The sequence below is a fragment of the Curtobacterium pomorum genome (genome assembly GCF_044497295.1).
Classification (GTDB): domain Bacteria; phylum Actinomycetota; class Actinomycetes; order Actinomycetales; family Microbacteriaceae; genus Curtobacterium.
Genome location: NZ_CP172409.1, coordinates 2,217,334 through 2,242,719, shown reverse-complemented (window position 1 = coordinate 2,242,719; position 25,386 = coordinate 2,217,334). Strand labels below are relative to the sequence as shown.

Below are 25,386 nucleotides of genomic sequence, written 5' to 3'. Positions count from 1 at the left end.
CCACCGCTGTCCCTGTTCCACTTCCTCGTGAGGACGGTTCCCCCATGGCGCTCCAGCCACTCCAGCCCTCGGCACCGAAGAACCTCGTGCCGGCGCACCGTCGGTTCTCGGCGATCCCCGACGCCACCGGCATGTACGACCCGGCGAACGAGAAGGACGCCTGCGGTCTCGCGATGGTCGCGACACTGCGTGGGACGCCCGGCCACGACATCGTCGACGCCGCGCTCGGCGCCCTCCGCAACCTCGAGCACCGCGGTGCCGTCGGTTCGGACGCGGGCACCGGCGACGGCGCGGGCATCCTGTGCCAGGTGCCGGACGAGTTCCTGCGCGCCGTGGTGCCGTTCGACCTGCCGGCGGCGGGGGAGTACGCGGTCGGCACCGCCTACCTGCCGAAGGACGAGGGCGACCGGCACGCGGCGAAGGGCGCCGTCGAGCGGCTCGCCCGCGAAGAAGGCTTGAAGGTCCTCGGCTGGCGTGAGGTCCCGGTGCGCCCCGACGTGCTCGGCACCCTGGCCCGTGCCGCCATGCCCGCGTTCGAGCAGCTGTTCGTCGCCTCGGTGCGGCACGACGTGCACGGCGCGTCGTGGAGCGGCATCGCCCTGGACCGCCAGACCTTCCGTCTCCGCAAGCGCGCCGAGCACGCGAACGACCTGTACTTCATGTCGCTGTCGAGCCGCACCATGGTCTACAAGGGCATGGTCACGACGCTGCAGCTCGAGCCGTTCTACCCGGACCTCAGTGACGAGCGCTTCGCCTCGAAGCTCGCGATCGTGCACTCGCGCTACTCCACCAACACCTTCCCGTCGTGGCCGCTCGCCCAGCCGTTCCGGACGATCGCGCACAACGGCGAGATCAACACGGTGCGGGGGAACCGCAACTGGATGCGCGCACGGCAGTCCCAGCTCGAGAGCGAACTGCTCGGCGACATGGCTCCGCTGCTGCCGATCGTGAGCCCCGGTGCGAGCGACTCGGCGTCGTTCGACGAGGTCCTCGAGCTCCTCACCCTGACCGGCCGGACGTTGCCGCACGCGGTGTCGATGATGGTGCCGGAGGCATGGGAGAACCAGGTCGGGATGGACCCGGATCTCCGCGCGTTCTACGAGTACCACTCGATGCTCATGGAGCCGTGGGACGGTCCGGCCGCCATCACGTTCACCGACGGTTCGCTCGTCGGCGCGACGCTCGACCGCAACGGGCTGCGCCCCGGACGCTTCCTCGTCACCGACGACGGCCTCATCGTCATGGGGTCCGAGACCGGTGTCATCGACGTGCCCGCCGCGAAGGTCGTCCGCAAGGGGCGTCTGCGCCCCGGCCGGATGTTCCTGGTGGACACCGAGGCCGGCCGCATCATCGAGGACGACGAGGTCAAGCAGGGTCTGGCGTCGTCCGGCCCGTGGGGCGAGTGGCTCGACGAGGGCCGCATCAACCTGAACGACCTGCCCGACCGTGAGCACATCGTGCACACCCCGGCATCGGTCACCCGTCGGCAGCGTGCGTTCGGGTACACCGAAGAAGAGGTCCGCATCCTGCTCCGCCCGATGGCGCAGGTCGGCGCGGAACCGCTCGGCGCGATGGGCTCCGACACCCCGATCGCCGTGCTCTCCCAGCGGCCGCGGCTGCTGTTCGACTACTTCACGCAGCAGTTCGCGCAGGTGACGAACCCGCCGCTCGACTCGATCCGCGAGCAGGTCATCACCTCGATGGGCATGGGCCTCGGTCCGGAGCGCAACCTCCTGTCGGCCGGGCCCGAGCACGCGAAGCAGATCACGCTCGACTTCCCGGTGATCGACAACGACCAGCTCGCCAAGGTGCAGCACTTCGAGACCGAGTCGGGTCGGCACCTGACCGTCACGATCAAGGGCCTGTACCGCGTCGACGCCGGCAAGAAGGCGATGCAGAAGCGCATCGCCGCGGTGTGTGACGAGGTCGACGCCGCCATCGAGTCGGGGAAGCAGTTCATCGTGCTGTCCGACCGCGACGGCAACGCCGAGCAGGCGCCCGTGCCGAGCCTGTTGCTCCTCGCCGCCGTGCACCACCACCTGATCCGCACCGAGCAGCGCATGAAGGTCGGTCTGATCGTCGAGGCCGGCGACGTGCGCGAGGTCCACCACGTGGCCACGCTCATCGGGTACGGCGCCTCGGCGATCAACCCGTACCTCGCGATGGAGACCTGCGAGAACCTGGTCCGGGCCGGCATGATCACGGGGATCACCCCGGAGCAGGCCGTCAAGAACGTGATCAAGGCGCTCGGCAAGGGCGTCCTGAAGATCATGTCGAAGATGGGCATCTCGACCGTGTCGAGCTACGCCGGTGCGCAGGCGTTCGAAGCAGTCGGGCTCAGCCAGGAGTTCGTCGACAAGTACTTCACCGGTACGTCGTCGATCCTCGGCGGCGTCGACATCGACGTCATCGCGAAGGAGAACGCCGAGCGGCACGCCCAGGCGTACCCGCAGGACGGCGCGGTGCTCTCGCACGAGCGGCTGCAGACCGGCGGCGAGTACCAGTGGCGTCGCGAGGGACCCCCGCACCTGTTCAACCCGGACACCGTCTTCCGGCTGCAGCACGCCACCCGTGCGCGCCGCTACGACATCTTCCGCGAGTACTCGAGCGCCGTGGACGACCAGTCCGAGGAGCTCATGACGCTCCGTGGGCTGTTCCGGTTCAAGCACGGGCTCCGCAAGCCCGTCGCGCTCGACGAGGTCGAGTCGATCGAGTCCATCGTCAAGCGCTTCAACACCGGCGCGATGTCGTACGGCTCCATCTCGAAGGAAGCCCACGAGACCCTCGCCATCGCGATGAACCGTCTCGGTGGTCGCTCGAACACGGGCGAGGGCGGCGAGGACGTCGACCGGCTGCTCGACCCCGAGCGCCGCAGCGCGATCAAGCAGGTCGCCTCCGGACGGTTCGGCGTGACGAGCATGTACCTCACCCACGCCACCGACATCCAGCTGAAGATGGCGCAGGGTGCGAAGCCGGGCGAGGGCGGCCAGCTGCCCCCGCAGAAGGTGTACCCGTGGGTCGCCCGCACCCGGCACGCCACGGCCGGCGTCGGCCTCATCTCGCCGCCGCCGCACCACGACATCTACTCGATCGAGGACCTCAAGCAGCTGATCTTCGACGTGAAGCGCGCCAACCCGGCCGCCCGCGTCCACGTCAAGCTCGTGAGCCAGTCCGGCATCGGTGCGGTCGCGGCCGGCGTGACGAAGGCCCTGGCCGACGTCGTGCTCGTGTCCGGCCACGACGGTGGAACGGGCGCGTCCCCGCTCAACTCGCTCAAGCACGCCGGCACCCCGTGGGAGATCGGTCTCGCCGAGACGCAGCAGACGCTCATGCTCAACGGCATGCGCGACCGCGTCGTCGTGCAGGTCGACGGTCAGATGAAGACCGGGCGCGACGTCGTCGTGGCGGCGCTCCTCGGCGCCGAGGAGTACGGCTTCGCCACCGCCCCGCTCGTCGTCGAGGGCTGCATCCTGATGCGGGTCTGCCACCTCGACACCTGCCCGGTGGGCGTCGCGACGCAGAACCCCGAGCTCCGCAAGCGTTTCTCCGGCAAGCCCGAGTTCGTCGTGAACTTCTTCGAGTTCATCGCGCAGGAAGTGCGGGAGCTCCTCGCCGAGCTCGGGTTCCGCACGCTCGACGAGGCGATCGGCCAGTCCGACGCGCTCGACGTCGACCGTGCCCTCGAGCACTGGAAGGCGTCCGGGCTGGACCTCGCCCCGGTGCTCGCGGGCCCCCACTTCGAGGCCGCCGAGCCGCGTCGCCACCAGCGCGAGCAGGACCACGAGCTCGAGCACCACTTCGACGTGGGCCTGATCCAGCAGACCGCCGACGTGCTCGACCACGGCGGCTCGATCGCCCTCGACCTGCCCATCCGCAACACCGAACGCGCGGTCGGCACGATGCTCGGCCACGAGGTCACGAAGCGGTACGGCGAGCACGGGCTGCCCAGTGGCTCGATCGACGTCACGCTGCGTGGTTCGGCCGGACAGTCGCTCGGCGCGTTCATGCCGGCCGGCATCACGCTGCGACTCGTCGGCGACAGCAACGACTACGTCGGCAAGGGCCTGTCCGGCGGTGAGATCATCGTGCGCCCCGACGCCGGTTCCGGCTTCGACCCGGCGCAGAACGTCATCGCCGGCAACGTGATCGGCTACGGCGCGACCCAGGGCAGCATGTTCATCCGCGGCATCGCGGGCGAGCGGTTCCTGGTGCGCAACTCGGGTGCGACCGCCGTGGTCGAGGGTGTGGGCGACCACGCGCTCGAGTACATGACCGGCGGCCTCGCCCTCATCCTGGGCGAGACCGGCCGCAACCTCGGCGCCGGCATGTCCGGCGGCACCGCGTACGTCCGCGGTCTGCGCGAGGAGCACGTCAACACCGACGCGCTCGCGACCGGCGAGCTGCGACTCGAGGCACTGGACAGCGCCGACGTCGAGATCGTCACCGACCTGCTCACCCGGCACGCCGAGGAGACCGGTTCGACGCTGGCATCCGACCTGCTCGAGTCCGGCGACCTGAGCGACTTCGTCAAGGTGCTGCCGCGGGACTACGCAGCGGTGCTCGAGACCCGCCAACGCGCCGTCGACGAGGGGCTCGACCCCGACGGCGACGTCGTGTGGAACCGAATCATGGAGGTGACCGGTGGCTGACCGTCACGCACGTCCGGAACAGGCAGCACCCAACACGACCTCGGAGGTGACCGGTGGCTGACCCCAAGGGATTCCTCAAGGTCCAGGAACGCGAACTCCCGGCACGGCGACCCGTGCCCGTCCGGCTCATGGACTGGAAAGAGGTCTACGAGCAGCAGGAGTCCGGCGCCCTCAAGCGCCAGGCCGGCCGCTGCATGGACTGCGGCGTGCCGTTCTGCCACCAGGGCTGCCCCCTCGGCAACCTGATCCCGGAGTGGAACGACCTCACCTGGCGCGGTGAGGGCCGGCAGGCCATCGAGCGGCTGCACGCGACGAACAACTTCCCGGAGTTCACGGGCCGGCTGTGCCCCGCCCCGTGCGAGTCCTCGTGCGTGCTCGGCATCAACCAGCCGCCGGTGACGATCAAGCAGGTCGAGGTCTCGATCATCGACGACGCGTTCCAGAACGGTTGGGTCACCCCCCACCCGCCGGAGCGTCTGACGGGCAAGACCGTCGCCGTCGTGGGGTCCGGCCCCGCCGGGCTCGCCGCCGCGCAGCAGCTCACACGCGCCGGGCACACCGTCGCCGTCTACGAGCGCGACGACCGCATCGGCGGGCTGCTCCGCTACGGGATCCCCGACTTCAAGATGGAGAAGCGCCAGATCGACGCGCGCCTCTCCCAGATGCAGGCCGAGGGCACCCGCTTCCGTGCGGGCGTCGAGATCGGCCGCGACATCACCTGGGACGACCTGAAGTCGCGCTACGACGCGGTCGTGGTGGCCACCGGCGCCACGGTGCCGCGTGACCTGCCGATCCCGGGGCGCGACCTCGAGGGCGTGCACTTCGCGATGGACTACCTCGTCCAGCAGAACAAGGCGAACGCCGGCACCCGGGTCGACAACCAGCTGACCGCCGAGGGCAAGCACGTCGTCGTCATCGGCGGCGGCGACACCGGGGCGGACTGCATCGGTACCGCACACCGGCAGGGCGCGCTGAGCGTGACGAACCTGGCGATCGGCAAGCAGCCGCCGCTGGAGCGTCCGTCCGAGCAGCCGTGGCCGATGTTCCCGACCGTGTTCGAGGTCACGAGCGCCCACGAAGAGGGCGGCGAGCGGCACTTCCTCGCCTCGACGGTCGAGTTCCTGGCGAACGAGGCCGGCGAGGTCCGTGCCCTCCGTGTCGCCGAGACCGAGTACCTCGACGGCCGTCGCGTGCCGAAGGCCGGCTCCGAGCGCGAGATTCCCGCAGACCTCGTCCTCGTCGCGATGGGCTTCACCGGCCCCGAGGCGGACACGATCGAGCCGCAGCTCGGGCTGCCGACCACGGTGTCCGGTGCGCTCGACCGCCGCGCCGACTACACGACGAACGAGGCGGGCGTGTTCGTCGCCGGCGACGCCGGCCGCGGGCAGTCCCTGATCGTCTGGGCGATCGCCGAGGGGCGAGCCGCGGCGGCGAAGGTGGACGAGTACCTCGAGGGCTCGACGATCCTGCCCGCGCCGGTGAAGGCGACGGACCGCGCGATCTCGATCTCGTGACCGAGGGGCCACCCGCACTCGATAAGGTGCTGGTGGCCTCGCTTCGTTCCGCGCGGCCCCACAGCGCGGAAACCCAAGCACCATCCACCACCACGAAGGAATCCATTGAGACGCGCAAAGATCGTTTCGACGCTCGGACCGGCAACGTCGGACTACGAGACCGTCAAGGAGATCATCGAAGCGGGCGTCGACGTCGCCCGACTCAACCTCAGCCACGGTGACTACAGCGTCCACGAGGCCAACTACGTGAACGTCCGTCGCGCGGCCGAGGAACTCGGCAAGCCCGTCGCGATCCTCGTCGACCTGCAGGGTCCGAAGATCCGTCTGGCCAAGTTCGCCGACGGCCCGCACGACCTCGCGGTCGGCGACGTGTTCACCATCACGACCGAGGACGTCCCCGGCTCCAAGGAGATCTGCGGCACGACGTTCAAGGGCCTGCCCCAGGACGTCAAGCCCGGCGACCCGCTGCTCATCGACGACGGTCGCGTCCGCCTGCGCGTGCTCGACACCGACGGCGTCCGCGTCCGCACCGAGGTCGTCGTCGGCGGCACGGTGTCGAACAACAAGGGCATCAACCTGCCCGGCGTCGCCGTCAACGTCCCCGCGCTGAGCGAGAAGGACGAGGCCGACCTCCGGTGGGCGATCCGTCAGGGCGCCGACCTCATCGCGCTGTCGTTCGTGCGCAACGCCGCCGACGTCGACCGTGCCCACGAGATCATGGACGAGGAGGGCAAGCGCCTGCCCGTCATCGCCAAGGTCGAGAAGCCGCAGGCCGTCGACGCGCTCGAGGAGATCATCGACGCCTTCGACAGCATCATGGTCGCCCGCGGTGACCTCGGCGTCGAGCTGCCGCTCGAGGCCGTCCCGATCGTGCAGAAGCGCGCCGTGGAGCTGTCCCGCCGCATGGCGAAGCCGGTCATCGTCGCGACGCAGATGCTCGAGTCGATGATCTCGTCGCCGATCCCGACGCGCGCGGAGACCTCCGACGTCGCGAACGCCGTGCTCGACGGCGCGGACGCGGTCATGCTCTCGGGCGAGACGAGCGTCGGTGAGTACCCGGTGCAGACGGTCCGCACGATGGCCCGCATCGTCGAGTCGACCGAGGACCACGGCCTCGAGCGCATCGCGCCGCTCGGCACCAAGCCGCGCACCCTCGGCGGTGCGATCACGCTCGCCGCGGTCGAGATCGCGGAGTTCACCGAGGCCTCGTACCTCTGCGTGTTCACCGAGTCCGGCGACTCCGCGCGACGCATGTCGCGTCTGCGCCACGGCCTGCCGATCATCGCCTTCACCCCGAACGAGGCGACGCGTCGCCGCATGGCGCTCACCTGGGGTGTCCGGTCGTTCCTCGTCGAGCGCAAGACCCACACCGACGAGCTCTTCTCGCAGGTGGACGACGTCCTGCTCGAGAACGGCCTGGCCGCCCCCGGCGACCGCGTCATCGTGACGGCCGGTTCCCCTCCCGGCATCGAGGGCTCGACGAACGACCTGCGCGTGCACCGGGTGGGCGACGCCCACGCCGAGGCCGCTCCGGCCTACGTGCGGGACTGATCCGCAGGATCCCGACGCCGACAGGGCGCGGACGGGAGGCCCGGCGCACGAACACGCGTCGCCTCCGGTCCGCGCCCTGTCGCGTCCCGCCCGGACGCCGGACGCTGGACGCGCCGCGGCTGCGCCCCGCCGTGGTCGTCGCGCCCCCGCACACCGGGGCGCGACGGCGTCTGCAGGGCGCGGCTGTGGGGTTCCCGACGGGCGTCGACGCTCGGGGCGCGCTCGGTGGGGTGGAGCCGGGGCGCGACCGGACCGCCGTGCGGGCAGGATGGGCGGGGTGAGCCTCCAGGACGACACCGCCTCCGCATCCACGGCGCCGCGCGCCGACGTCCGCCGCTGGCGCCGCTACCTGGCCGACGAGCGTGCGGAGGCGGCGGTCTACCGCAACCTCGCCGCGCGGCGGTCCGGAGAGGAACGCGAGATCCTCGCCGCCCTGGCCGAGGCCGAGGGACGGCACGAGCAGCACTGGCTCGACCTGCTCGGCGACGACGTCGGGCGTCCGCAGCGCGGCAGCCTGCGCACCCGCGTCCTCGCGACGCTGGCCAAGCGGTTCGGGTCGGTCTTCGTCCTCGCGTTGATGCAGCGCGCCGAGGACCGCTCGCCGTACGCCGACGACGACGACGCGACCGCGAGCATGGCGGCCGACGAGCGCATCCACGGCGAGGTCGTCCGCGGGCTGGCGAACCGCGGCCGCATGCGGCTGTCGGGCACGTTCCGCGCGGCGGTCTTCGGCGCCAACGACGGACTCGTGTCGAACCTGGCGCTCATCATCGGCATCAGCGCCTCGGGTGCGGACCGGCACTTCGTCCTGCTGAGCGGCATCGCCGGTCTGCTCGCCGGCGCCCTCTCGATGGGAGCGGGGGAGTACGTCTCCGTGCGCTCGCAGCGCGAACTGCTCGAGGCGTCCGCACCGCACCCCGAGGCGGGACGTGCCGTGGCGGACCTCGACGTCGACGCGAACGAGCTGGCCCTGGTGTACCGGGCCCGTGGCATGTCCGAGGCCGAGGCGACCGAGCACGCTGCCCACGTGCTGTCCGGCATCGGCGAGCGTCGTCCGGCGACCGGCCCGGTGCCCGTCGCCGACGACCACGAGGCGGTCGGGAACGGCCTGAGCGCCGCGGTGTCGAGCTTCCTGTTCTTCGCCTCGGGCGCGATCATCCCGGTGCTGCCGTTCCTGTTCGGCATGCAGGGGTGGGCGGCCATCGCGGTGGCCGGCACGCTCGTCGGGCTCGCGCTGCTCGGCACCGGAGCGGTCGTCGGGGTCCTCAGCGGGGCGTCGCCGGGCAAGCGGGCGTTCCGGCAGCTCGCGATCGGGTTCGGTGCCGCGGTGGTGACGTACGCGCTCGGACTGCTGTTCGGGACGGGTGCCGCCTAGCGGCGGAGGGCGGCGCGTGGGGGCAGCAGCAGCAGGGCCGCGGCGCCGACGACGATGAGCGCGATGCCTGCGAAGACCATGAACACGGTGAGCGCGAGGCCCGGCGCGACGAGCACGACCACACCGCCGAGGATCGAGAGCACCCCGCTCACCAGGGTCGGCACCCGGGACGAACCCGGGTGGCCGACGAAGCCGCCGACGATCGAGACGATGCCCTCGACGACGAATCCGACCCCGGCGAGCACGGCGTAGACGACCAGGGGGATCGCGGGATCGAGCAGCGCCACCAGGCCGGCGACCGCGACGAGCGCGCCCACCACGCCGGACGTCCACCGCCAGACCGTCGGCGTCCCGTGTCCCCGCACCGACGCCACGACCCGCAGGGCGCCGGCGACGACGAGGTAGACGCCGAACAGCAGTGCGACGACGACGAGCGACGGCCGCGGCCACGCGATGGCGACGATCCCCAGGGCGATCGCGACGACCGCGGTGACGACGACGAACACCCGGAACGTGCGGACGGCACGAGAATCCACGGACACTCCTCCTGATCGGACCGCTGGAGTCCCGAACGCTACCCGGCCGACGGCGAGCCGGTGCAACCGGATGCAACCCCCGCCGACGTACCGTGCGAGCAGGCACGCGATCCGAACGTGCCCCGACAACGTCGTCGAAAGGCCACCACCATGACCATCGCACCATCGCCCACCACCTACGCGGCACCCGGTGAACCGGGCTCCCTCGTCCAGTACCGGTCGCGGTACGACCACTTCATCGGCGGCGAGTACGTCCCCTCGGCGAGTGGGCAGTACTTCGAGAACCCGACCCCCGTCACCGGCAAGGTCTTCACCGAGGTCGCCCGCGGGGACTCCACCGACGTGGACCGCGCGGTGGCAGCGGGCTGGAAGGCGTTCCCGAGCTGGGGGAGGACGAGCGCCGCCGAGCGCGCGATCATCCTCAACAAGATCGCCGACCGGATGGAGGAGCACCTCGAGATGCTCGCCGTCGCCGAGACGTGGGAGAACGGCAAGCCGATCCGCGAGACGCTCGGTGCCGACATCCCGCTCGCGATCGACCACTTCCGCTACTTCGCCGGGGCGATCCGCGCGCAGGAGGGCTCGGCTGGCGAGATCGACCACGACACCGTGGCGTACCACTTCCACGAACCCCTCGGCGTGGTCGGGCAGATCATCCCCTGGAACTTCCCGATCCTGATGGCCGTGTGGAAGCTCGCACCCGCCCTGGCAGCGGGCAACTGCGTCGTGCTGAAGCCCGCCGAGCAGACTCCGGCCTCGATCCATGTCCTCGTCGAGCTCATCCGCGACCTGCTGCCCGCCGGCGTCCTCAACGTCGTCAACGGGTTCGGCATCGAGGTCGGCGCGCCGCTCGCCCAGCACCCGGACATCCGGAAGATCGCGTTCACCGGCGAGACCACCACCGGCCGGTTGATCATGCAGTACGCCTCGCAGAGCCTCATCCCGGTGACGCTCGAGCTCGGCGGCAAGAGCCCGAACGTGTTCTTCCCGGACGTCGCCGCCGAGAAGGACTCGTTCTACGACAAGGCGCTCGAGGGCTTCACCTTCTTCAACCTCAACCAGGGCGAGGTCTGCACCTGCCCGTCCCGGGCGCTGGTGGCGAAGGAGATCTACGACGGGTTCGTCGCCGACGGCCTCGACCGGGTGCGCGCCGTCAAGCAGGGGCACCCGCTCGACCTCTCCACGATGATCGGCGCGCAGGCGTCGAACGACCAGCTCGAGAAGATCCTGAGCTACATCGACATCGGCAAGCAGGAGGGCGCGAAGCTGCTCACCGGCGGGGAACGCGCGGACCTCGGTGGCGAACTGTCCGGCGGGTACTACGTCACGCCGACGGTGTTCGAGGGCGTCAACTCGATGCGGATCTTCCAGGAGGAGATCTTCGGTCCGGTCCTCGCGCTGACGTCCTTCAGCGGCTACGACGACGCGATCGCCACGGCCAACGACACCCTGTACGGACTCGGCGCCGGGGTGTGGAGTCGCGAGGCGACGACCCTGTACCGCGCCGGTCGGGACATCCAGGCCGGACGGGTGTGGTCGAACACGTACCACCAGTACCCCGCGGGTGCGGCGTTCGGCGGGTACAAGCAGTCCGGCATCGGGCGGGAGAACCACAAGATGATGCTCGACCACTACCAGCAGACGAAGAACCTGCTCGTGTCCTACGCGGACGGTCCGATGGGCTTCTTCTGATGCCCGACACCGCACGCGTGGCGGTCACGCCGGCGGCGGGGGAGCTGCTGCGCACCCTCGCCGCCCGGCACGGCCCCCTGATGTTCCACCAGTCGGGCGGCTGCTGCGACGGATCGAGCCCGATGTGCTACCCGGTCGGCATGTTCCGGACCGGTTCCGGCGACGTGTTGTTGGGGGCGCTCCAGGTGGACGGCATCGACCCCGTCGAGGTCTACATGTCGGTGTCGCAGTTCGAGTACTGGAAGTACACGCACCTCACCATCGACGTCGTCGACGGGCGCGGCGGCGGGTTCTCGGTCGAGAGCCCCGAGGGCAAGCGGTTCCTGACCCGGTCGCGGATGTTCGACGACGCCGAGCTGGCGGATCTCGGCCTGGTCCCGGTCGCACGCCGGACGTAGGCTGGCCGTACTCGTCGCGACGGTGCGGCGGGTGGGGTCGATCGGAGGACGCATGCGCGCACCCGACCGGCTCCGCCCGCTCGTCGCCGCGTCCTGGCGGCGGTCCGCGGCGGTCGACCCGGACGCGGTCCCCGCACTCGCCCTCGGCGACGACGAGCTCGACGCCGCCCGCCGTGACGGCCCGCTGGCCACCCTGCTGCCCGTCGTCCGGCACCTCCTGCTCGACGACACCCGCTCCGCCGGCTGCGTCCTGGCGGTCGGGGACGCCTCCGGCCGGCTCGTGTGGGTCGACGGCGCGCGGACGGCCCGACGAGCGGCAGAGGACATGGGCTTCGTCCCCGGGGCCGACTGGGCCGAGGACCGCGTCGGCACGAGCGCACCCGGCACCGCCCTGCGTCTCGACCGGCCGGTGCAGATCCGCTCTGACGAGCACTACGCCAACGCCGTGAAGCCGTGGTCGTGCACCGCCGTCCCCGTGCACGACGCCCACGGCTCCACCGTCGGTGTGCTCGACCTGACGGGCGACGACCGGGCGGTCGAACGGCACACCCTCTCGCTCCTCGCCGCCACGGTCGCCGCCGCCGAGGCGCGGCTCGCCCTCGCCGCGAGCCGGGTCCCCGGACCCGCCGTGCCGACGCCGGCCGCGCCCGGCGCGGAACTGACGGTCCTCGGCACCGACACCGCCGTGCTGCGCATCCGCGACCGCCGGGTGCAGCTGTCCGCGCGGCACTCCGAGCTCCTGGTCGTCCTCGCCGCCCACCCCGACGGGTTGGCGGCAGCCGACCTCGCGCACGCGGTGTACGGCGACGCCGGTGCCGTCGTCACGCTGCGCGCCGAGGTGGTGCGGCTCCGACGTGTCCTCGCGGAGCACGCGTCGGGCGTGACCGTGACGTCGCGTCCGTACCGGGTGACCGGGATGGCGACCGACGTCGACACCGTGCTCTCCGCGCTCGACCGCGGGGCGCGCCTCCAGGCCGTCGACCGGTACACCGGGCCGGTCCTGCCGGGGTCGGCTGCGCCGGGGGTGGACGCCGTGCGCGACCTGGTGCGCGGTCGGTTCCGCGAGTCGGTCGTCGCGGACGGCAGTGTCGAGGCGCTGCTCGCGTGGGCGCGGACGCCCGACGGCGCAGCGGACGGCCGCGTGCTCCGCGCGCTGCTCGCGGTCCTGCCGCGGCGGTCGCCGCGACGGGCCGGTCTCGTGGCGGCGATCGAGGCGCTCGAGGGTCCCTGAGTCGGTCGCGACGACCCGGCCTGGAGGCGCGCCCCGCGCGGTCGAGATCGCCGACGGCGCGCGCCTCCCGGCCTGGTGATCAGGAACCAGAGGTCGGCGCCGGCGTGGTGGTCGCGTCGGGGTCCGGCGGGGTCGGGGCCTTCCCCTCGTGGCCCTTCGGCGGCGCGGGCACGGTCGCTGGATCGCCGGCCGTCGGCAGTGCCGGGCAGCCGGGCGTCGTCGCGGGGCCGCCCTCGGGCGGTGCGGGCACCGTCGCGGTGTCGCCGTCCGACGGAACCGGGGCCGGTGTGGTCGCGCTGGTCGGAGCACCGCTCGGTGCACCAGTCGGGGCGCTCGGCGCCGGGGTGGTCGTCGCGGCGTTCGCCGTGGCGATGCCGAACCCGCCGAGCACCAGCACCGCGGCCGCGGCCGTGCCGATCCCGACCCGTCGCAGGAGTGCGCCGCGTCGCGGGGTGGCGGTGGTGGTCGAGTCGTCTCGTTCGTCGAACATGGTGGTTCCGTTCCGTGACCGGGCAGATCCGGGTGATCCGCCGCTGGAGACGACGCTCGAGTCCGAATCTGAAGCATGCCTGAAGCACAGGGGTTCTCCAGCGTCCTCCATGGTCGGCGGCTGCTGGAGCGCCCTACGGTGTCCGCCGTGCCTGTTCCCGCTCGAATCCTGGTCGTCGACGACGACGACTCCATCCGGACCTCCGTCGCGACGACGCTGCGTGCCGAGGGCTTCACCGTCGCCGAGGCGTCCGACGGACGCGACCTCGTCGAGGACCTCCGCCGCGCCGCACCCGACCTCGTCCTGCTGGACTGGATGCTGCCCGGGCCGAGCGGCATCGTGCTCGCCGGGCGGGTGCGCTCCACCTCGGACGCCGCCGTCGTGATGATGACCGCGCGGGACGAGCTCGACGAGCGGTTGCGCGGCTTCGCCGAGGGCGCCGACGACTACGTGGTGAAGCCGTTCGCGATGGCCGAGCTGGTTGCGCGGGTGACGGCGGTGCTCCGGCGGCGCGGGCGGATCCCGTCGGTCGTCGAGGTCGGCGACCTCGTCCTCGACCCGGACGCCGCCACCGCTCGGCGTGCCGGGGTCCTGCTCGACCTCACCGCGACGGAGTTCCGACTGCTGCGGTTCCTCGCCGAGAGCCGGGGTCGCACCGTGTCGAAGGGGCAGATCACGACGCAGGTGTGGGGCTACGACGACGTCGCGGCGAACGTCGTCGAGGTCCACCTCAGCGCCCTCCGACGGAAGATGGAGGCGCACGGGCCGCGGCTCGTGCACACCGTCCGCGGCATCGGGTACCGGCTGAGCGACGAGCGGACGGCGGCGTGACGGGCGAGAGCGGCCCGCTCCGGACGACGTCGTTGCGGCTGCGCACGGTCGTCGCGATCGTGGTCCTGCTCGCGGTCCTGCTGGCCGGACTGGCGGTCGCCGTCGAGGTGCTGCTCGGCATCCGGCTGCGCGCCCAGGCAGAGGACCGGCTCCGCGACCGGGCATCGGCCGCCGCCGCACTCGTCGGGACCGTCGACGCCGAGGACCTCGCCGACCGGCTCTCCGCGCAGGGGTTGTCGGTGCGCATCGTCGGGCCGGACGGCGGGGCCGTCGAGGCCGGTCCGACGCCGGACCAGCTGCGGGCGGGCCCGCCGGACCCAGGCGGCCTGCCGGCGACCGTACCGCGCGGCAGCGGACTCGCCGGTGGGACCGCACCCACGGCCGCGGCGACGCCGACGACCACCGCGGACGGCGCCACGATCTCGTCGTCGTCCGTGCGCGAGGGCGACGGGGTGCTCACCCTCGTGAGCCGGCTCGACGACGGCACCCGCATCACGCTGACCGTCGGCATTCGCGACGTGCAGGACACCCTGGTGCAACTCGGCTGGGTGATGGGCGGTGCCTCCGCGGCGTTCCTCGGGGTCGCCGTCCTCGGTGTGGTGCTCGTCGTCCGTCGGTCCCTGCGGCCGCTCGACGAGATGGCGACGACCGCGCGGTCGATCGCGGGCGGCGACCGCGGCCGGCGCCTCCGACCCTCGCGCCAGGACACCGAGATCGGTCGCGTCGCCGTCGCCATGGACGAGATGCTCGACGCCGTCGAGGGCGCGGAGCGCGAGGCCGTCGCCGCGGAGGCACGGGTCCGCTCGTTCCTCTCCGACGCCGCGCACGAGCTGCGCACGCCGGTCGCCGGGGTCCGTGCGGCGGCCGACACGCTCGTGCGCGGCGGCGGCGACGTCGCCACGCGCGAGGTGCTCGCCGTGCACGTCGTCCGCCAGGCAGACCGCGCCGCGCGGCTCGTCGAGGACATGCTCACGATGGCCCGGCTCGACCGGGGGATCGAACTCGACCGACGACCGGTGGACCTCGGCGCCGTCCTCGTGGCGGAGGGCGACCGGCTGCGGTTGCGGCTGCCGTCCGTCGCGCTCGAGGTCGTGGTGCCCGAGCGGGCCGTGTGCGCCGACGTCGACGCCGAGCGGCTCGCCCAGGTCGTCGCCAACCTCGTCGACAACGCCGCCCGCGCTGCCGGACCCGCGGGCAGGATCGTCGTCACGCTCGACGACCGGGGAACGGGCCCCGTGGTCCGGGTGGAGGACGACGGTCCGGGCATCCCGGTGCAGGACCGCGTGCGGGTCTTCGACCGACTCGTCCGGCTCGAGGCCGCTCGCGACGCCCGTTCCGGCGGGGCCGGACTGGGACTGCCGATCGCTCGGGGCATCGCCGAGGCGCACGGCGGGTCCCTGCAGCACGCCGAGGACGGCGGAGGCCACGAGGTCGGCCTGCTCGGCGGTGCGGTGTTCGAGCTGCGGCTGCCGGCGGCGGTCGAGGGGCGGGGGTCCTGCTAGCCTGGAGGCCTCGCGAGTGTGGTGGAATCGGCAGACACGGGGCACTCAAAATGCTCTGCCTCACGGCGTGCGGGTTCAAGTCCCGCCACTCGTACAACGCTTTCTGGCAACCTGAGTCGTGTGCTGACATGAAGCACTTCTGACGTCTAGTAGGCTTGCGGCTGTGAGTGACACAGAAGCAACTGCAACAGCACCCCGTCGCGTCGTCGTCGCCGAGGACGAGTCGCTCATCCGCCTCGACATCGTCGAGATCCTCCGCGACAACGGGTTCGACGTGGTCGGTGAGGCCGGCGACGGCGAGACCGCCGTGCAGCTCGCCACCGACCTCCGTCCCGACCTCGTCGTGATGGACGTCAAGATGCCCCAGCTCGACGGCATCTCCGCAGCCGAGAAGCTGTCCAAGAACCACATCGCTCCGGTGGTCCTCCTCACGGCGTTCAGCCAGAAGGACCTCGTCGAGCGTGCCACCGAGGCCGGCGCGCTGGCCTACGTGGTCAAGCCGTTCACGCCGAACGACCTGCTCCCCGCGATCGAGATCGCCCTCTCGCGGCACCAGCAGATCATCACGCTCGAGGCCGAGGTCGCCGACCTGGTCGAGCGCTTCGAGACGCGCAAGCTCGTCGACCGCGCCAAGGGCCTGCTCAACGAGAAGATGGGCCTCACCGAGCCCGAGGCGTTCCGCTGGATCCAGAAGGCCTCGATGGACCGCCGCCTGACCATGCACGACGTCGCCAAGGCGATCATCGAGCAGCTCAGCGCCAAGAAGTAGCACCACCGTCGCTCACACCAGCGCCGTCGGACCCCGGTCCGGCGGCGCTGCTGCGTTCCCGGACGCGTGGGGCGGTGGAGGCGACCACCTGGCAGGCTGGAGCCGTGGACGACGTGGTGATCCGGGCCTCCCGGCCTGACGACATGCCTGCGGTGGCCGACCTGCGGTGGCGGTGGAGCGTCGGCGAGGGCGGCGCCGAGCCGGCCGCGACGCCGGACGACTACCGCGCGGCGATGACGGCCTTCGCCCTGGAGCACCCGGACACGCACCGGTGCGTGGTCGCGGAGCGCGACGGCGCGGTCCTCGGCATGGCGTGGCTCGGGCTCGTCGCCCGGCCGCCGACCCCGGACCGGCCGGGGCGACGCCTGACCGCCGACGTGCAGACCGTGTACGTGCACCCCGACCTGCGCGGGCTCGGTGTCGCCGGACGGCTCGTCACGGCACTGCTCGACATAGCCGACGACCTCGGCGTCGAGCGGACCTCGGTGCACTCGAGCGTCGACGGCGAGCGGCTCTACCGGCGTCTCGGCTTCGGCGATGCGCGCCTGTTGCTGCAGCGTCCGCCCGAGGACTGACGACGGTTCAGCGTGCCTCGCGGATGAGGTTGGTGATGCGGACGGTGGAGCAGCGCCGCCCCTGGTCGTCCGTGATCACGATCTCGTGCGTGGTGAGCGTGCTGCCGAGGTGGATCGCGGTGCAGACGCCGGTGACGGTGCCGGACGTGGCGCTGCGGGTGTGCGAGGCGTTCAGCTCGATGCCGACGGCGTAGCGGCCCTCGCCGGCGTGCACGTTGGCGGCCATCGAACCGAGGCTCTCGGCGAGGACGACGTAGGCGCCCCCGTGCAGCAGGCCGACCGGCTGGCGGTTGCCCTCGACCGGGATGCTGCCGACGGCACGGTCGGCCGTCATCTCGGTGATGACCATGCCCATCTTGTCGGCGAGCTCACCCATTCCGCGGGCCGCGAGGCGCTCGTCGACGTTCCCGGTGATGGTGGCTTCGTCGGTCACGCGCTCGAACTCCCGTGTCGGATGGCGTCGGTAGGCTGTCCGGGTGTCGGACTCCGCAAAGCCTACCCTCATGGTCATCGACGGCCACTCGCTCGCCTTCCGGGCCTTCTACGCACTGCCGGTCGACAGTTTCGTGAACCGCGACGGGCAGCACACGAACGCCATCCACGGCTTCATCTCGATGCTGCTCATGCTCCTGCAGCGCGAGAAGCCGACCCACCTGGCGGTCGCGTTCGACATCTCCCGGTTCTCGTTCCGCACCCGTGAGTACGAGGCGTACAAGGGCACCCGCTCCGAGACCCCGGCCGAGTTCAAGGGCCAGATCCCGCTGCTGCAGCAGGCGCTCGAGGCGATGGGCATCACCACGGTGACGAAGGAGGACTACGAGGCCGACGACATCCTCGCGACCCTGTCGTCCCAGGGTGCTGCGCAGGGGTACCAGGTCTACGTGGTCTCCGGCGACCGCGACGCCATCCAGCTCGTCAACGACGACGTGACGCTGCTCTACCCGTCGGTCCGTGGCGTGTCCGAACTGACCCGGTACGACCGCGACAAGGTGTACGAGCGCTACGGCATCGAGCCGCACCAGTACCCCGACATCGCCGCCCTCGTGGGCGAGACCAGCGACAACCTGATCGGCATCGACAAGGTCGGCGAGAAGACCGCGGTCAAGTGGGTCACCCAGTACGGCTCGCTCGAGGGCGTCCTCGAGCACGCCGACGAGATCAAGGGCGTCGTCGGCAACAACCTGCGCGAGCAGCAGGACCGGGCGATCCGGAACCGCCGGCTGAACCGCCTGGTCACGGACGTCGAGCTGCCGGTGGGCCCGGCCGACGTCGCGCTCCGGCCCCTCGACGAGACCGCCGTGCGTGAGCTGTTCGCCAAGCTGCAGTTCCGCACGCTGCTCGACCGCGTCTTCAAGGTCGCCGGCTCGGGCGAGCCGTCCGAGCAGCCGGCCGAGGGCGGGGTGACGGACGGGGCCGCGACCCCGCCGTCGGTCAAGACCCTGATCGACGAGGAACTCGGCTACTGGCTCGAGCGGCGCAACGCGTCCGAGGCGGCGAACGGCTACGGCGTCGCCGTCGAGGTCATCGACGGCCGGCTCAGCACCATCGGCATCGCGACCCACGACGACGCCGTCCAGGTCCCGGGCGGCAGCGGCGCGAAGGACTACGAGCAGCTGTCGGCGTGGTTCGCCTCCGACGCCCCGAAGCACTTCCACGACGCCAAGGCGGCGATCAAGGCGCTCGCGACCGCCGGCTTCGTGGTGAACGGCGTCGCCGGTGACGCCCGCATCACGGGGTGGCTCGCCCAGCCCGGCAAGCAGGGGCAGCCGCTGGCCGACCTCGTCTACCAGGAGCTCGGCGAAGAGCTCCCCACCGCCGACCCGAACCAGCTCGTGCCCGAGACCGACCCGGTGAACGTCGGCGTGCACGCGTGGTTCGTCCTGCGGGTCACCACGGCGCTCCGTGCCCGACTCGACGAGTCGTCGCTCACGGTCCTCGACGACATCGAGCTCCCGCTGGTGTCGGTGCTCGCGAGCATGGAGACGATCGGCGTCGGGATCGACCGTCCGGTGCTCACGGGGCTGTCGAAGGAACTGGGGGAGCGCGCCGCCGAACTGGCGCAGCAGGCGTTCGCCGAGATCGGGCACGAGGTGAACCTCGGTTCCCCGAAGCAGCTGCAGGAAGTCCTGTTCACCGAGCTCGCGATGCCGAAGACCCGCAAGACGAAGACCGGGTTCTCGACCGACGCCGCCAGCCTGGCGGACCTGCAGGAGCAGCACCCGCACCCGTTCCTCGGGTTGCTGCTGCAGCACCGCGACGCCACCAAGCTCCGCCAGATCGTCGACACGCTCGACGCGGCGATCGTCGACGGGCGCATCCACACCCGGTACGAGCAGACGGGCAGCAGCACCGGCCGCATCTCGTCGACCGACCCGAACCTGCAGAACATCCCGGTGAAGACCGCCGTGGGGCGCCGGGTCCGGTCGGCGTTCGCCGTCGCCGAGCCCTACACGACGCTCATCACGGCCGACTACTCGCAGATCGAGATGCGGATCATGGCGCACCTGTCGGGTGACCCCGGGCTCATCCAGGCGTTCAACGAGGGTGAGGACCTGCACCGGTTCGTCGGCGCCCGGGTGTTCGGCGTTGAGCCGGCCGAGGTGTCCGCCGAGATGCGCACCAAGGTCAAGGCGATGTCGTACGGCCTGGCCTACGGGCTGAGCGCGTTCGGGTTGTCGAAGCAGCTGCGGATCGAGCAGTCCGAGGCCCGGACGCTCATGACCGAGTACTTCGCCCGGTTCGGCGCGGTGCGCGACTACCTGCGCAACGTCGTCGAGCAGGCGCGCGAGGACGGCTACACCGAGACGATCTTCGGCCGTCGCCGCCCGTTCCCGGACCTGAAGAGCCCGAACCGCGTCCTGCGCGAGAACGCCGAGCGCGCGGCGCTGAACGCGCCGATCCAGGGCTCGGCTGCCGACATCATGAAGATCGCGATGCTCGGTGTCGACGAGGACCTGCGCGACGGCTGCCTCGAGTCGCACCTGCTGCTCCAGGTGCACGACGAGCTCATCCTCGAGGTCGCGCCCGGCGAGCAGGAGCGCGTCGAGGAGATCCTGCGCACCCGGATGGGCAGCGCCGCCGAGCTCACCGTGCCGCTCGACGTCTCGGTCGGTGTCGGCGCGAACTGGGAGAGCGCGGCGCACTGACCGCGTGCCGGACGGCGCTGGTGGATAGGGTCGGAGCATGAGCGAAGCGCGTCCCGTCCGTCAGCAGACCGCCGTCGACCACGTGGCCGAGGGATGGGTCGCCACCCTCGTCGACCTCGACCCGACGACGGCGACGTACATCGGTGTGCCGGGTCGGACGGGGGAGTACGGCGACACCTCGCCCGCCGGAGCAGCCGCCCTGGCCGATGCGGCCCGGGCGACGAAGCGCGCCCTCGACGCCGCCGCGGCGGTCGACCCGGTCGACGAGGTCACGAAGGCCGACCTCGGCGCCGAACTCGACCTCGTGCAGGAGTCGTACGAGCGGAAGCTCCACCTGCGCGACCTCAACGTGATCGCGAGCCCGGCGCAGTCCGTCCGCGAGATCATCGACCTGATGCCGACGGCGACGGAGGCGGACTGGCAGGACGTCGCCAGCCGGCTGCACGCGCTGCCGGACGCGCTCGAGGGCATCCGCGAGACCCTGCTCGAGGGCACGCGCGAGGACGTCACCCCGGCGAAGCGGCAGGTCGCCCTGGTCGCGGAGCAGGCCGCCCGCAACGGCGCGGAGGACGGCTTCTTCCGCCGCCTGGCCGAGGGCGCGGCGTTCGACGACGGCTCCGCCGTGCCGGACTCGCTCCGCGCCGAGCTGACCCGCGGCGCCGAGGTCGCATCGGCTGCGTACCGGAGCCTCGGGCAGTTCCTCGAGCACGAACTGCTGCCGCTCGCCACCCCGGTCGACGCCGTCGGACGCGAGGCGTACGAGCTGCACTCCCGCCGGTTCCTCGGCGCCGTCGTCGACCTCGACGAGACGTACGAGTGGGGCCTCGAGGAACTCGCCCGCATGCGTGACGAGCAGGAACGCATCGCCGACCGGATCGAGTCGGGCGCGAGCGTGGCCCGTGCGATCGAGGTGCTGGACACCGACCCCTCCCGGATCCTGCACGGGACGGACGCCCTGCAGCGGTGGATGCAGGAGACGAGCGACGCCTCGATCGCGGCGATGGCCGGCACCTACTTCGACATCCCGGAACCGATCCGCCGCCTCGAGTGCCGGATCGCCCCCACGCAGGAGGGCGGGATCTACTACAGCGGTCCGTCGGACGACTTCTCGCGCGCCGGCCGGATGTGGTGGTCGGTGCCCGAGGGCGTCACCGAGTTCGGCACCTGGCGTGAGAAGACGACGGTCTACCACGAGGGCGTCCCCGGTCACCACCTGCAGATCAGCCAGGGCGTCTACAACCGCGGCGAGCTCAACACGTGGCGCCGCCAGCTGTCCGGCTCGTCGGGCCACGTCGAGGGCTGGGCGCTCTACGCCGAGCGCCTGATGGAGCAGCTCGGGTTCCTCGACGACGACGGCGACCGGCTCGGCATGCTCGACGGGCAGCGCATGCGTGCCGCCCGCGTGGCGCTCGACATCGGTGTGCACCTGCAGAAGACCAACCCGGACGGCGGCGGCTGGACGTGGGAGTACGCCCTCGACTTCATGCGCGAGAACGTGAACATGGACGACGCGTTCGTGCAGTTCGAGGTCGCGCGCTACTTCGGGTGGCCCGGCCAGGCGCCGTCCTACAAGGTGGGCCAGCGCGTGTGGGAGTCGATCCGCGACGAGGTCGCCGCCCGCGAAGGCGCCGACTTCGACCTGAAGGCGTTCCACCGTCGTGCGCTCGCGCTCGGCAGCATCGGTCTCGACACCCTGCGCAGCGCCCTGCTCCGCTGACGCGCCGCCGACACGCCCGGTTGTGGGGGCTCGGCCGGTGCGGTTAGACTTGTGCGGCGCAATCCGCGCCACTCAATCAATCGCCACGGCGGAGCACCACGGGGGTCTCGACTCCCCGCACGCCACGGCCCGACTCATGTCCGTTCGGAGCAATCTCTACATGACAACCACTACGACCAAGGCTCCTAAGCAGGTCGCCATCAACGACATCGGTTCGGCTGATGACTTCCTGGCCGAGGTCGAGAAGACCCTGAAGTTCTTCAACGACGGTGATCTCATCTCCGGCACCGTCGTGAAGATCGACCGCGACGAGGTCCTCCTCGACGTCGGTTACAAGACCGAGGGCGTCATCCCCTCGCGCGAGCTCTCGATCAAGCACGACGTCGACCCCAACGAGGTCGTCAAGGTCGGCGACGAGGTCGAGGCCCTGGTTCTCCAGAAGGAGGACAAGGAAGGCCGCCTCATCCTGTCGAAGAAGCGTGCGCAGTACGAGCGCGCATGGGGCGACGTCGAGAAGATCAAGGAGTCCGACGGCGTCGTGACCGGCACGGTCATCGAGGTCGTCAAGGGCGGCCTGATCGTCGACATCGGTCTCCGTGGCTTCCTCCCCGCGTCGCTCATCGAGCTCCGTCGCGTCCGCGACCTCACGCCGTACCTCGGCCAGGAGATCGAGGCGAAGATCCTCGAGCTCGACAAGAACCGCAACAACGTGGTCCTGTCGCGCCGTGCGCTCCTCGAGCAGACGCAGTCCGAGTCCCGGACCACGTTCCTCAACAACCTGCACAAGGGCCAGGTCCGCAAGGGCATCGTCTCCTCGATCGTCAACTTCGGTGCGTTCGTGGACCTCGGTGGCGTCGACGGTCTCGTCCACGTCTCCGAGCTCAGCTGGAAGCACATCGAGCACGCCAGCGAGGTCGTCGAGGTCGGTCAGGAAGTCACCGTCGAGATCCTCGAGGTCGACCTGGACCGCGAGCGCGTGTCGCTCTCGCTCAAGGCCACGCAGGAGGACCCGTGGCAGGTCTTCGCCCGCACCCACGCGATCGGCCAGATCGCACCGGGCAAGGTCACGAAGCTCGTCCCGTTCGGTGCCTTCGTCCGCGTTGCCGACGGCATCGAGGGCCTGGTGCACATCTCGGAGCTCTCGAACAAGCACGTCGAGCTCGCCGAGCAGGTCGTCTCGGTCAACGACGAGGTCTTCGTCAAGATCATCGACATCGACCTCGACCGTCGCCGCATCTCGCTCAGCCTCAAGCAGGCGAACGAGGGCGTGGACCCCGAGGGCACCGAGTTCGACCCGGCGCTCTACGGCATGCCGACCGAGTACGACGACAAGGGTGACTACAAGTACCCGGACGGCTTCGACCCGGAGACGAACGAGTGGCTCGAGGGCTACGACACCCAGCGCACCGAGTGGGAGGGCCAGTACGCGGCCGCCCAGGGTCGTTGGGAAGCCCACAAGGCGCAGGTCGCGAAGACCATCGCCGACGAGGAAAAGGGCGGCTTCGACCTCCCGGCCGGCGCATCGTCGTCGTCCGCTTCCTCTTCGTCGTCGTTCTCGAGCGAGACCGGTGGCGCGAGCCCCCTCGCCGACGACGCTTCGCTGGCGGCGCTCCGCGAGAAGCTCAGCTCGACCAACTGATCGAGCGAGTCGCACTGACCGGAAGCCCGGCATCCCCCAGGGGGTGCCGGGCTTCCGGCGTTTCCACGCCGCGGGTCGTTAGCCTGTCCGCGTGCGCATCATCGGTCTCACGGGCGGCATCGCCGCGGGCAAGTCGACGGTCTCCAGGCGTTGGGCGGAACACGGCGGGATCGTCGTCGACGCCGACCGGCTCGCGCGGGACGCCGTCGCGCCGGGCAGCCCCGGTCTCGCGCAGGTCGCCGAGCGGTTCGGCCCGACGGTGATCGCGGCCGACGGTTCGCTCGACCGTCCGGCGCTCGGGGCGATCGTGTTCTCGGACCCGGCGGCCCGGAAGGACCTCGAGGCGATCACCCACCCCGAGGTCTGGCGGCTCGCCCAGCGTGCCTTCGACGCGGCCGAGGCCGCCGATCCCGATGCCGTCGTCGTGTACGACGTGCCGCTCCTCGCCGAGGCCCGCGGATCCCGCCCGCTCCGGTTCGACGCCGTCGTGGTGGTCGACGCCCCGGCCGCACAGCGCATCGAGCGGCTCGTGGCCCACCGGAACATGCCCCGGGACGAAGCCGAGCGCCGCGTGGCCGCACAGGCAAGCGACGCCGACCGGCTGGCCCTCGCCGACCACGTCGTCGACGCGACGGGTTCGCTCGACCAGACCGTTCGATCGGCCGACGAGGTGTGGTCGCGGATCACCCCGTGAAGCATCGTCTGCTGCTGGTCCTCGCCGCGATCGTGCTCGTCGCGATCGGCGGCGGAGCACTGGTCGCCGCGAACCTGCTCGGCGCTCAGCGCATCGAGGACGAGGGGCGGGCACCGACGATCGACCGTTCGCACGCCGACGAGGCCCCGTCGGGCGACGAGCGCGGCCCCGAGGGGGAGTTCCACAGGTTCCGACTCGGCACCGTGAACGGCGAGCGGCTCACCCCCAACCGCGACGACTTCGCCGCCCGCACCTCGGTCGACGGCCCCCTGCTGCTGTTCCTGCCCGCGACACGGTCCCGCCCGGCCGAGTACCAGCGGTTCCTCGGACAGGCCCTCGCCGACGGCTACCACGTGCTGGGGCTCGACTACTGGAACCTCGGTCGCACGCTGTCCGGTACCTGCGAGGCCGACGCCCGCTGCTACGGCATGGTGCAGCGCAACCGGTTCGACGGCACCCGTCCGTCCGAGTTCAGCTCCGTGACGCCCGCCGGGTCGATCGTGTCGCGCTTCCGCGACGCCGTCGCGTACCTCGACGACCACGACCCCGACGGCGGATGGGGCCGCTTCGTGCAGGGCGACGACGACATCGCCTGGCAGGACATCGTCGTGGCGGGCCACTCCCAGGGCGGCGGCGAAGCGGCGTACATCGCGCACATCCGGTCCGTCCGCGGGGCGCTGATGTTCTCGTCGCCCGTCGAGTCGCGGGGTCCGTCGCACGCGGCGTGGATGGACCGCCCCGGCAAGACCCCCGTCGCCAGGATGTACGCCGTCGACGACGTCCGCGACGCCTTCGGGCCGCGGATCACCGGCTCGTGGAAGGTGCTCGGGCTCGACGGCGTCGACGGACCCTTCCGGACGGACACCGCCCCACCACTCGCCGGCGCGGACCCGCACGCGATCCTGACCGACGTCCGGGGCCGGGGGAAGGCGCACTCGCTCATCATCAAGGACTCCACGCCGCTCGGACCGGACGGCGACCCCCGGATGTCGGCGCTCTGGCAGTGGATGCTGCACCGCTTCCCGACGACGGCCGGGGGAGCTGCTCCCTCCGACGGTTCATAGGCTCCCGCAATAG

The 25,386-nt window shown here is 71.3% G+C and carries 19 protein-coding genes and 1 tRNA gene; 17 read left to right on the top strand and 3 right to left on the bottom strand.

Features of this window, described 5'->3' with window-relative positions:
* The first annotated feature begins 131 nt into the window (after positions 1 to 131).
* The 4 genes from gltB to ACGH48_RS10710 all read left to right on the top strand — a co-directional run bounded on the left by gltB (position 132) and on the right by ACGH48_RS10710 (position 9,089).
* Positions 132 to 4,649 (top strand): glutamate synthase large subunit, encoded by a 4,518-nt coding sequence (gene gltB, locus ACGH48_RS10725; RefSeq protein WP_396291120.1) that lies wholly within the window; start codon positions 132 to 134, stop codon positions 4,647 to 4,649.
* A gap of 53 nt (positions 4,650 to 4,702) precedes the next feature.
* Positions 4,703 to 6,163: a glutamate synthase subunit beta gene (locus ACGH48_RS10720; RefSeq protein WP_123312479.1), complete on the top strand. Its 1,461-nt coding sequence runs from the start codon at positions 4,703 to 4,705 to the stop codon at positions 6,161 to 6,163.
* A gap of 105 nt (positions 6,164 to 6,268) precedes the next feature.
* Entirely contained in the window at positions 6,269 to 7,714 is a 1,446-nt protein-coding gene (gene pyk / locus ACGH48_RS10715) for a pyruvate kinase (protein ID WP_111083936.1), read from the top strand.
* Positions 7,715 to 7,982: 268 nt separating this feature from the next.
* A complete protein-coding gene (locus ACGH48_RS10710) occupies positions 7,983 to 9,089 on the top strand; it encodes a VIT1/CCC1 transporter family protein (RefSeq protein WP_396288547.1) in 1,107 nt (368 codons plus the stop codon).
* Here the strand turns inward: ACGH48_RS10710 and ACGH48_RS10705 are convergent.
* The gene (locus ACGH48_RS10705) at positions 9,086 to 9,625 is read right to left on the bottom strand and encodes an HdeD family acid-resistance protein (RefSeq protein WP_185021342.1); all 540 of its coding nucleotides are present in this window, start codon (positions 9,623 to 9,625) and stop codon (positions 9,086 to 9,088) included. The two genes, ACGH48_RS10710 and ACGH48_RS10705, sit on opposite strands and share 4 nt — an antisense overlap.
* 150 nt (positions 9,626 to 9,775) lie before the next feature.
* Between ACGH48_RS10705 and ACGH48_RS10700 the strand changes: the two genes are divergently transcribed.
* Genes ACGH48_RS10700 through ACGH48_RS10690 form a run of 3 tightly spaced genes read left to right on the top strand, consistent with a single transcriptional unit; the run spans position 9,776 to position 12,946 of the window.
* Complete coding sequence (locus ACGH48_RS10700) at positions 9,776 to 11,317, top strand: aldehyde dehydrogenase family protein (protein ID WP_396288545.1); 1,542 nt, start codon at positions 9,776 to 9,778, stop codon at positions 11,315 to 11,317.
* Positions 11,317 to 11,715, top strand: a complete 399-nt coding sequence (locus ACGH48_RS10695; protein WP_396288543.1) for a DUF779 domain-containing protein — start codon at positions 11,317 to 11,319, stop codon at positions 11,713 to 11,715. Before ACGH48_RS10700 ends, ACGH48_RS10695 begins: the two co-directional genes overlap by 1 nt.
* A gap of 52 nt (positions 11,716 to 11,767) precedes the next feature.
* Positions 11,768 to 12,946 (top strand): GAF domain-containing protein, encoded by a 1,179-nt coding sequence (locus ACGH48_RS10690; protein ID WP_396288541.1) that lies wholly within the window; start codon positions 11,768 to 11,770, stop codon positions 12,944 to 12,946.
* Between the two features lie 79 nt (positions 12,947 to 13,025).
* Here the strand turns inward: ACGH48_RS10690 and ACGH48_RS10685 are convergent, their stop codons facing one another.
* A complete protein-coding gene (locus ACGH48_RS10685) occupies positions 13,026 to 13,436 on the bottom strand; it encodes a hypothetical protein (RefSeq protein ID WP_396288539.1) in 411 nt (136 codons plus the stop codon).
* A 147-nt stretch (positions 13,437 to 13,583) separates the two neighbouring features.
* Between ACGH48_RS10685 and ACGH48_RS10680 the strand changes: the two genes are divergently transcribed.
* The 5 genes from ACGH48_RS10680 (at position 13,584) to ACGH48_RS10660 (ending at position 17,113) form a co-directional block, all read left to right on the top strand.
* A complete protein-coding gene (locus ACGH48_RS10680; RefSeq protein ID WP_340197646.1) occupies positions 13,584 to 14,267 on the top strand; it encodes a response regulator transcription factor in 684 nt (227 codons plus the stop codon).
* The gene (locus ACGH48_RS10675; RefSeq protein WP_396288537.1) at positions 14,264 to 15,769 is read left to right on the top strand and encodes an ATP-binding protein; all 1,506 of its coding nucleotides are present in this window, start codon (positions 14,264 to 14,266) and stop codon (positions 15,767 to 15,769) included. The genes ACGH48_RS10680 and ACGH48_RS10675 overlap by 4 nt, the downstream gene beginning before the upstream one ends.
* A gap of 12 nt (positions 15,770 to 15,781) precedes the next feature.
* Positions 15,782 to 15,863 (top strand) — tRNA-Leu (locus ACGH48_RS10670).
* Positions 15,864 to 15,932: 69 nt separating this feature from the next.
* Positions 15,933 to 16,538, top strand: a complete 606-nt coding sequence (locus ACGH48_RS10665; RefSeq protein ID WP_022905562.1) for an ANTAR domain-containing response regulator — start codon at positions 15,933 to 15,935, stop codon at positions 16,536 to 16,538.
* Between the two features lie 104 nt (positions 16,539 to 16,642).
* On the top strand, positions 16,643 to 17,113 hold the full coding sequence (locus ACGH48_RS10660; protein ID WP_214546945.1) for a GNAT family N-acetyltransferase: 471 nt from the start codon (positions 16,643 to 16,645) through the stop codon (positions 17,111 to 17,113).
* A 7-nt stretch (positions 17,114 to 17,120) separates the two neighbouring features.
* On the opposite strand, the gene ACGH48_RS10655 is transcribed toward ACGH48_RS10660, so the two are convergent.
* Entirely contained in the window at positions 17,121 to 17,489 is a 369-nt protein-coding gene (locus ACGH48_RS10655) for a PaaI family thioesterase (RefSeq protein WP_340197692.1), read from the bottom strand.
* Between the two features lie 100 nt (positions 17,490 to 17,589).
* On the opposite strand from ACGH48_RS10655, the gene polA reads away from it, so the two are divergent.
* The 5 genes from polA to ACGH48_RS10630 all read left to right on the top strand — a co-directional run bounded on the left by polA (position 17,590) and on the right by ACGH48_RS10630 (position 25,373).
* Positions 17,590 to 20,259, top strand: coding sequence for a DNA polymerase I (gene polA, locus ACGH48_RS10650; RefSeq protein WP_396288534.1), 2,670 nt, complete (start codon positions 17,590 to 17,592; stop codon positions 20,257 to 20,259).
* A 37-nt stretch (positions 20,260 to 20,296) separates the two neighbouring features.
* The gene (locus tag ACGH48_RS10645; RefSeq protein WP_396288532.1) at positions 20,297 to 21,976 is read left to right on the top strand and encodes a DUF885 domain-containing protein; all 1,680 of its coding nucleotides are present in this window, start codon (positions 20,297 to 20,299) and stop codon (positions 21,974 to 21,976) included.
* A gap of 160 nt (positions 21,977 to 22,136) precedes the next feature.
* Positions 22,137 to 23,615 carry a 30S ribosomal protein S1 gene (gene rpsA, locus ACGH48_RS10640; protein WP_123312516.1) on the top strand — a complete coding sequence of 493 codons (1,479 nt, stop codon included), beginning with the start codon at positions 22,137 to 22,139 and terminating at the stop codon, positions 23,613 to 23,615.
* A gap of 91 nt (positions 23,616 to 23,706) precedes the next feature.
* Positions 23,707 to 24,309, top strand: a complete 603-nt coding sequence (coaE, locus tag ACGH48_RS10635) for a dephospho-CoA kinase (RefSeq protein WP_123312517.1) — start codon at positions 23,707 to 23,709, stop codon at positions 24,307 to 24,309.
* Positions 24,306 to 25,373 carry a BPSS1187 family protein gene (locus tag ACGH48_RS10630; protein WP_396288529.1) on the top strand — a complete coding sequence of 356 codons (1,068 nt, stop codon included), beginning with the start codon at positions 24,306 to 24,308 and terminating at the stop codon, positions 25,371 to 25,373. The genes coaE and ACGH48_RS10630 overlap by 4 nt, the downstream gene beginning before the upstream one ends.
* Positions 25,374 to 25,386 lie beyond the last annotated feature (13 nt).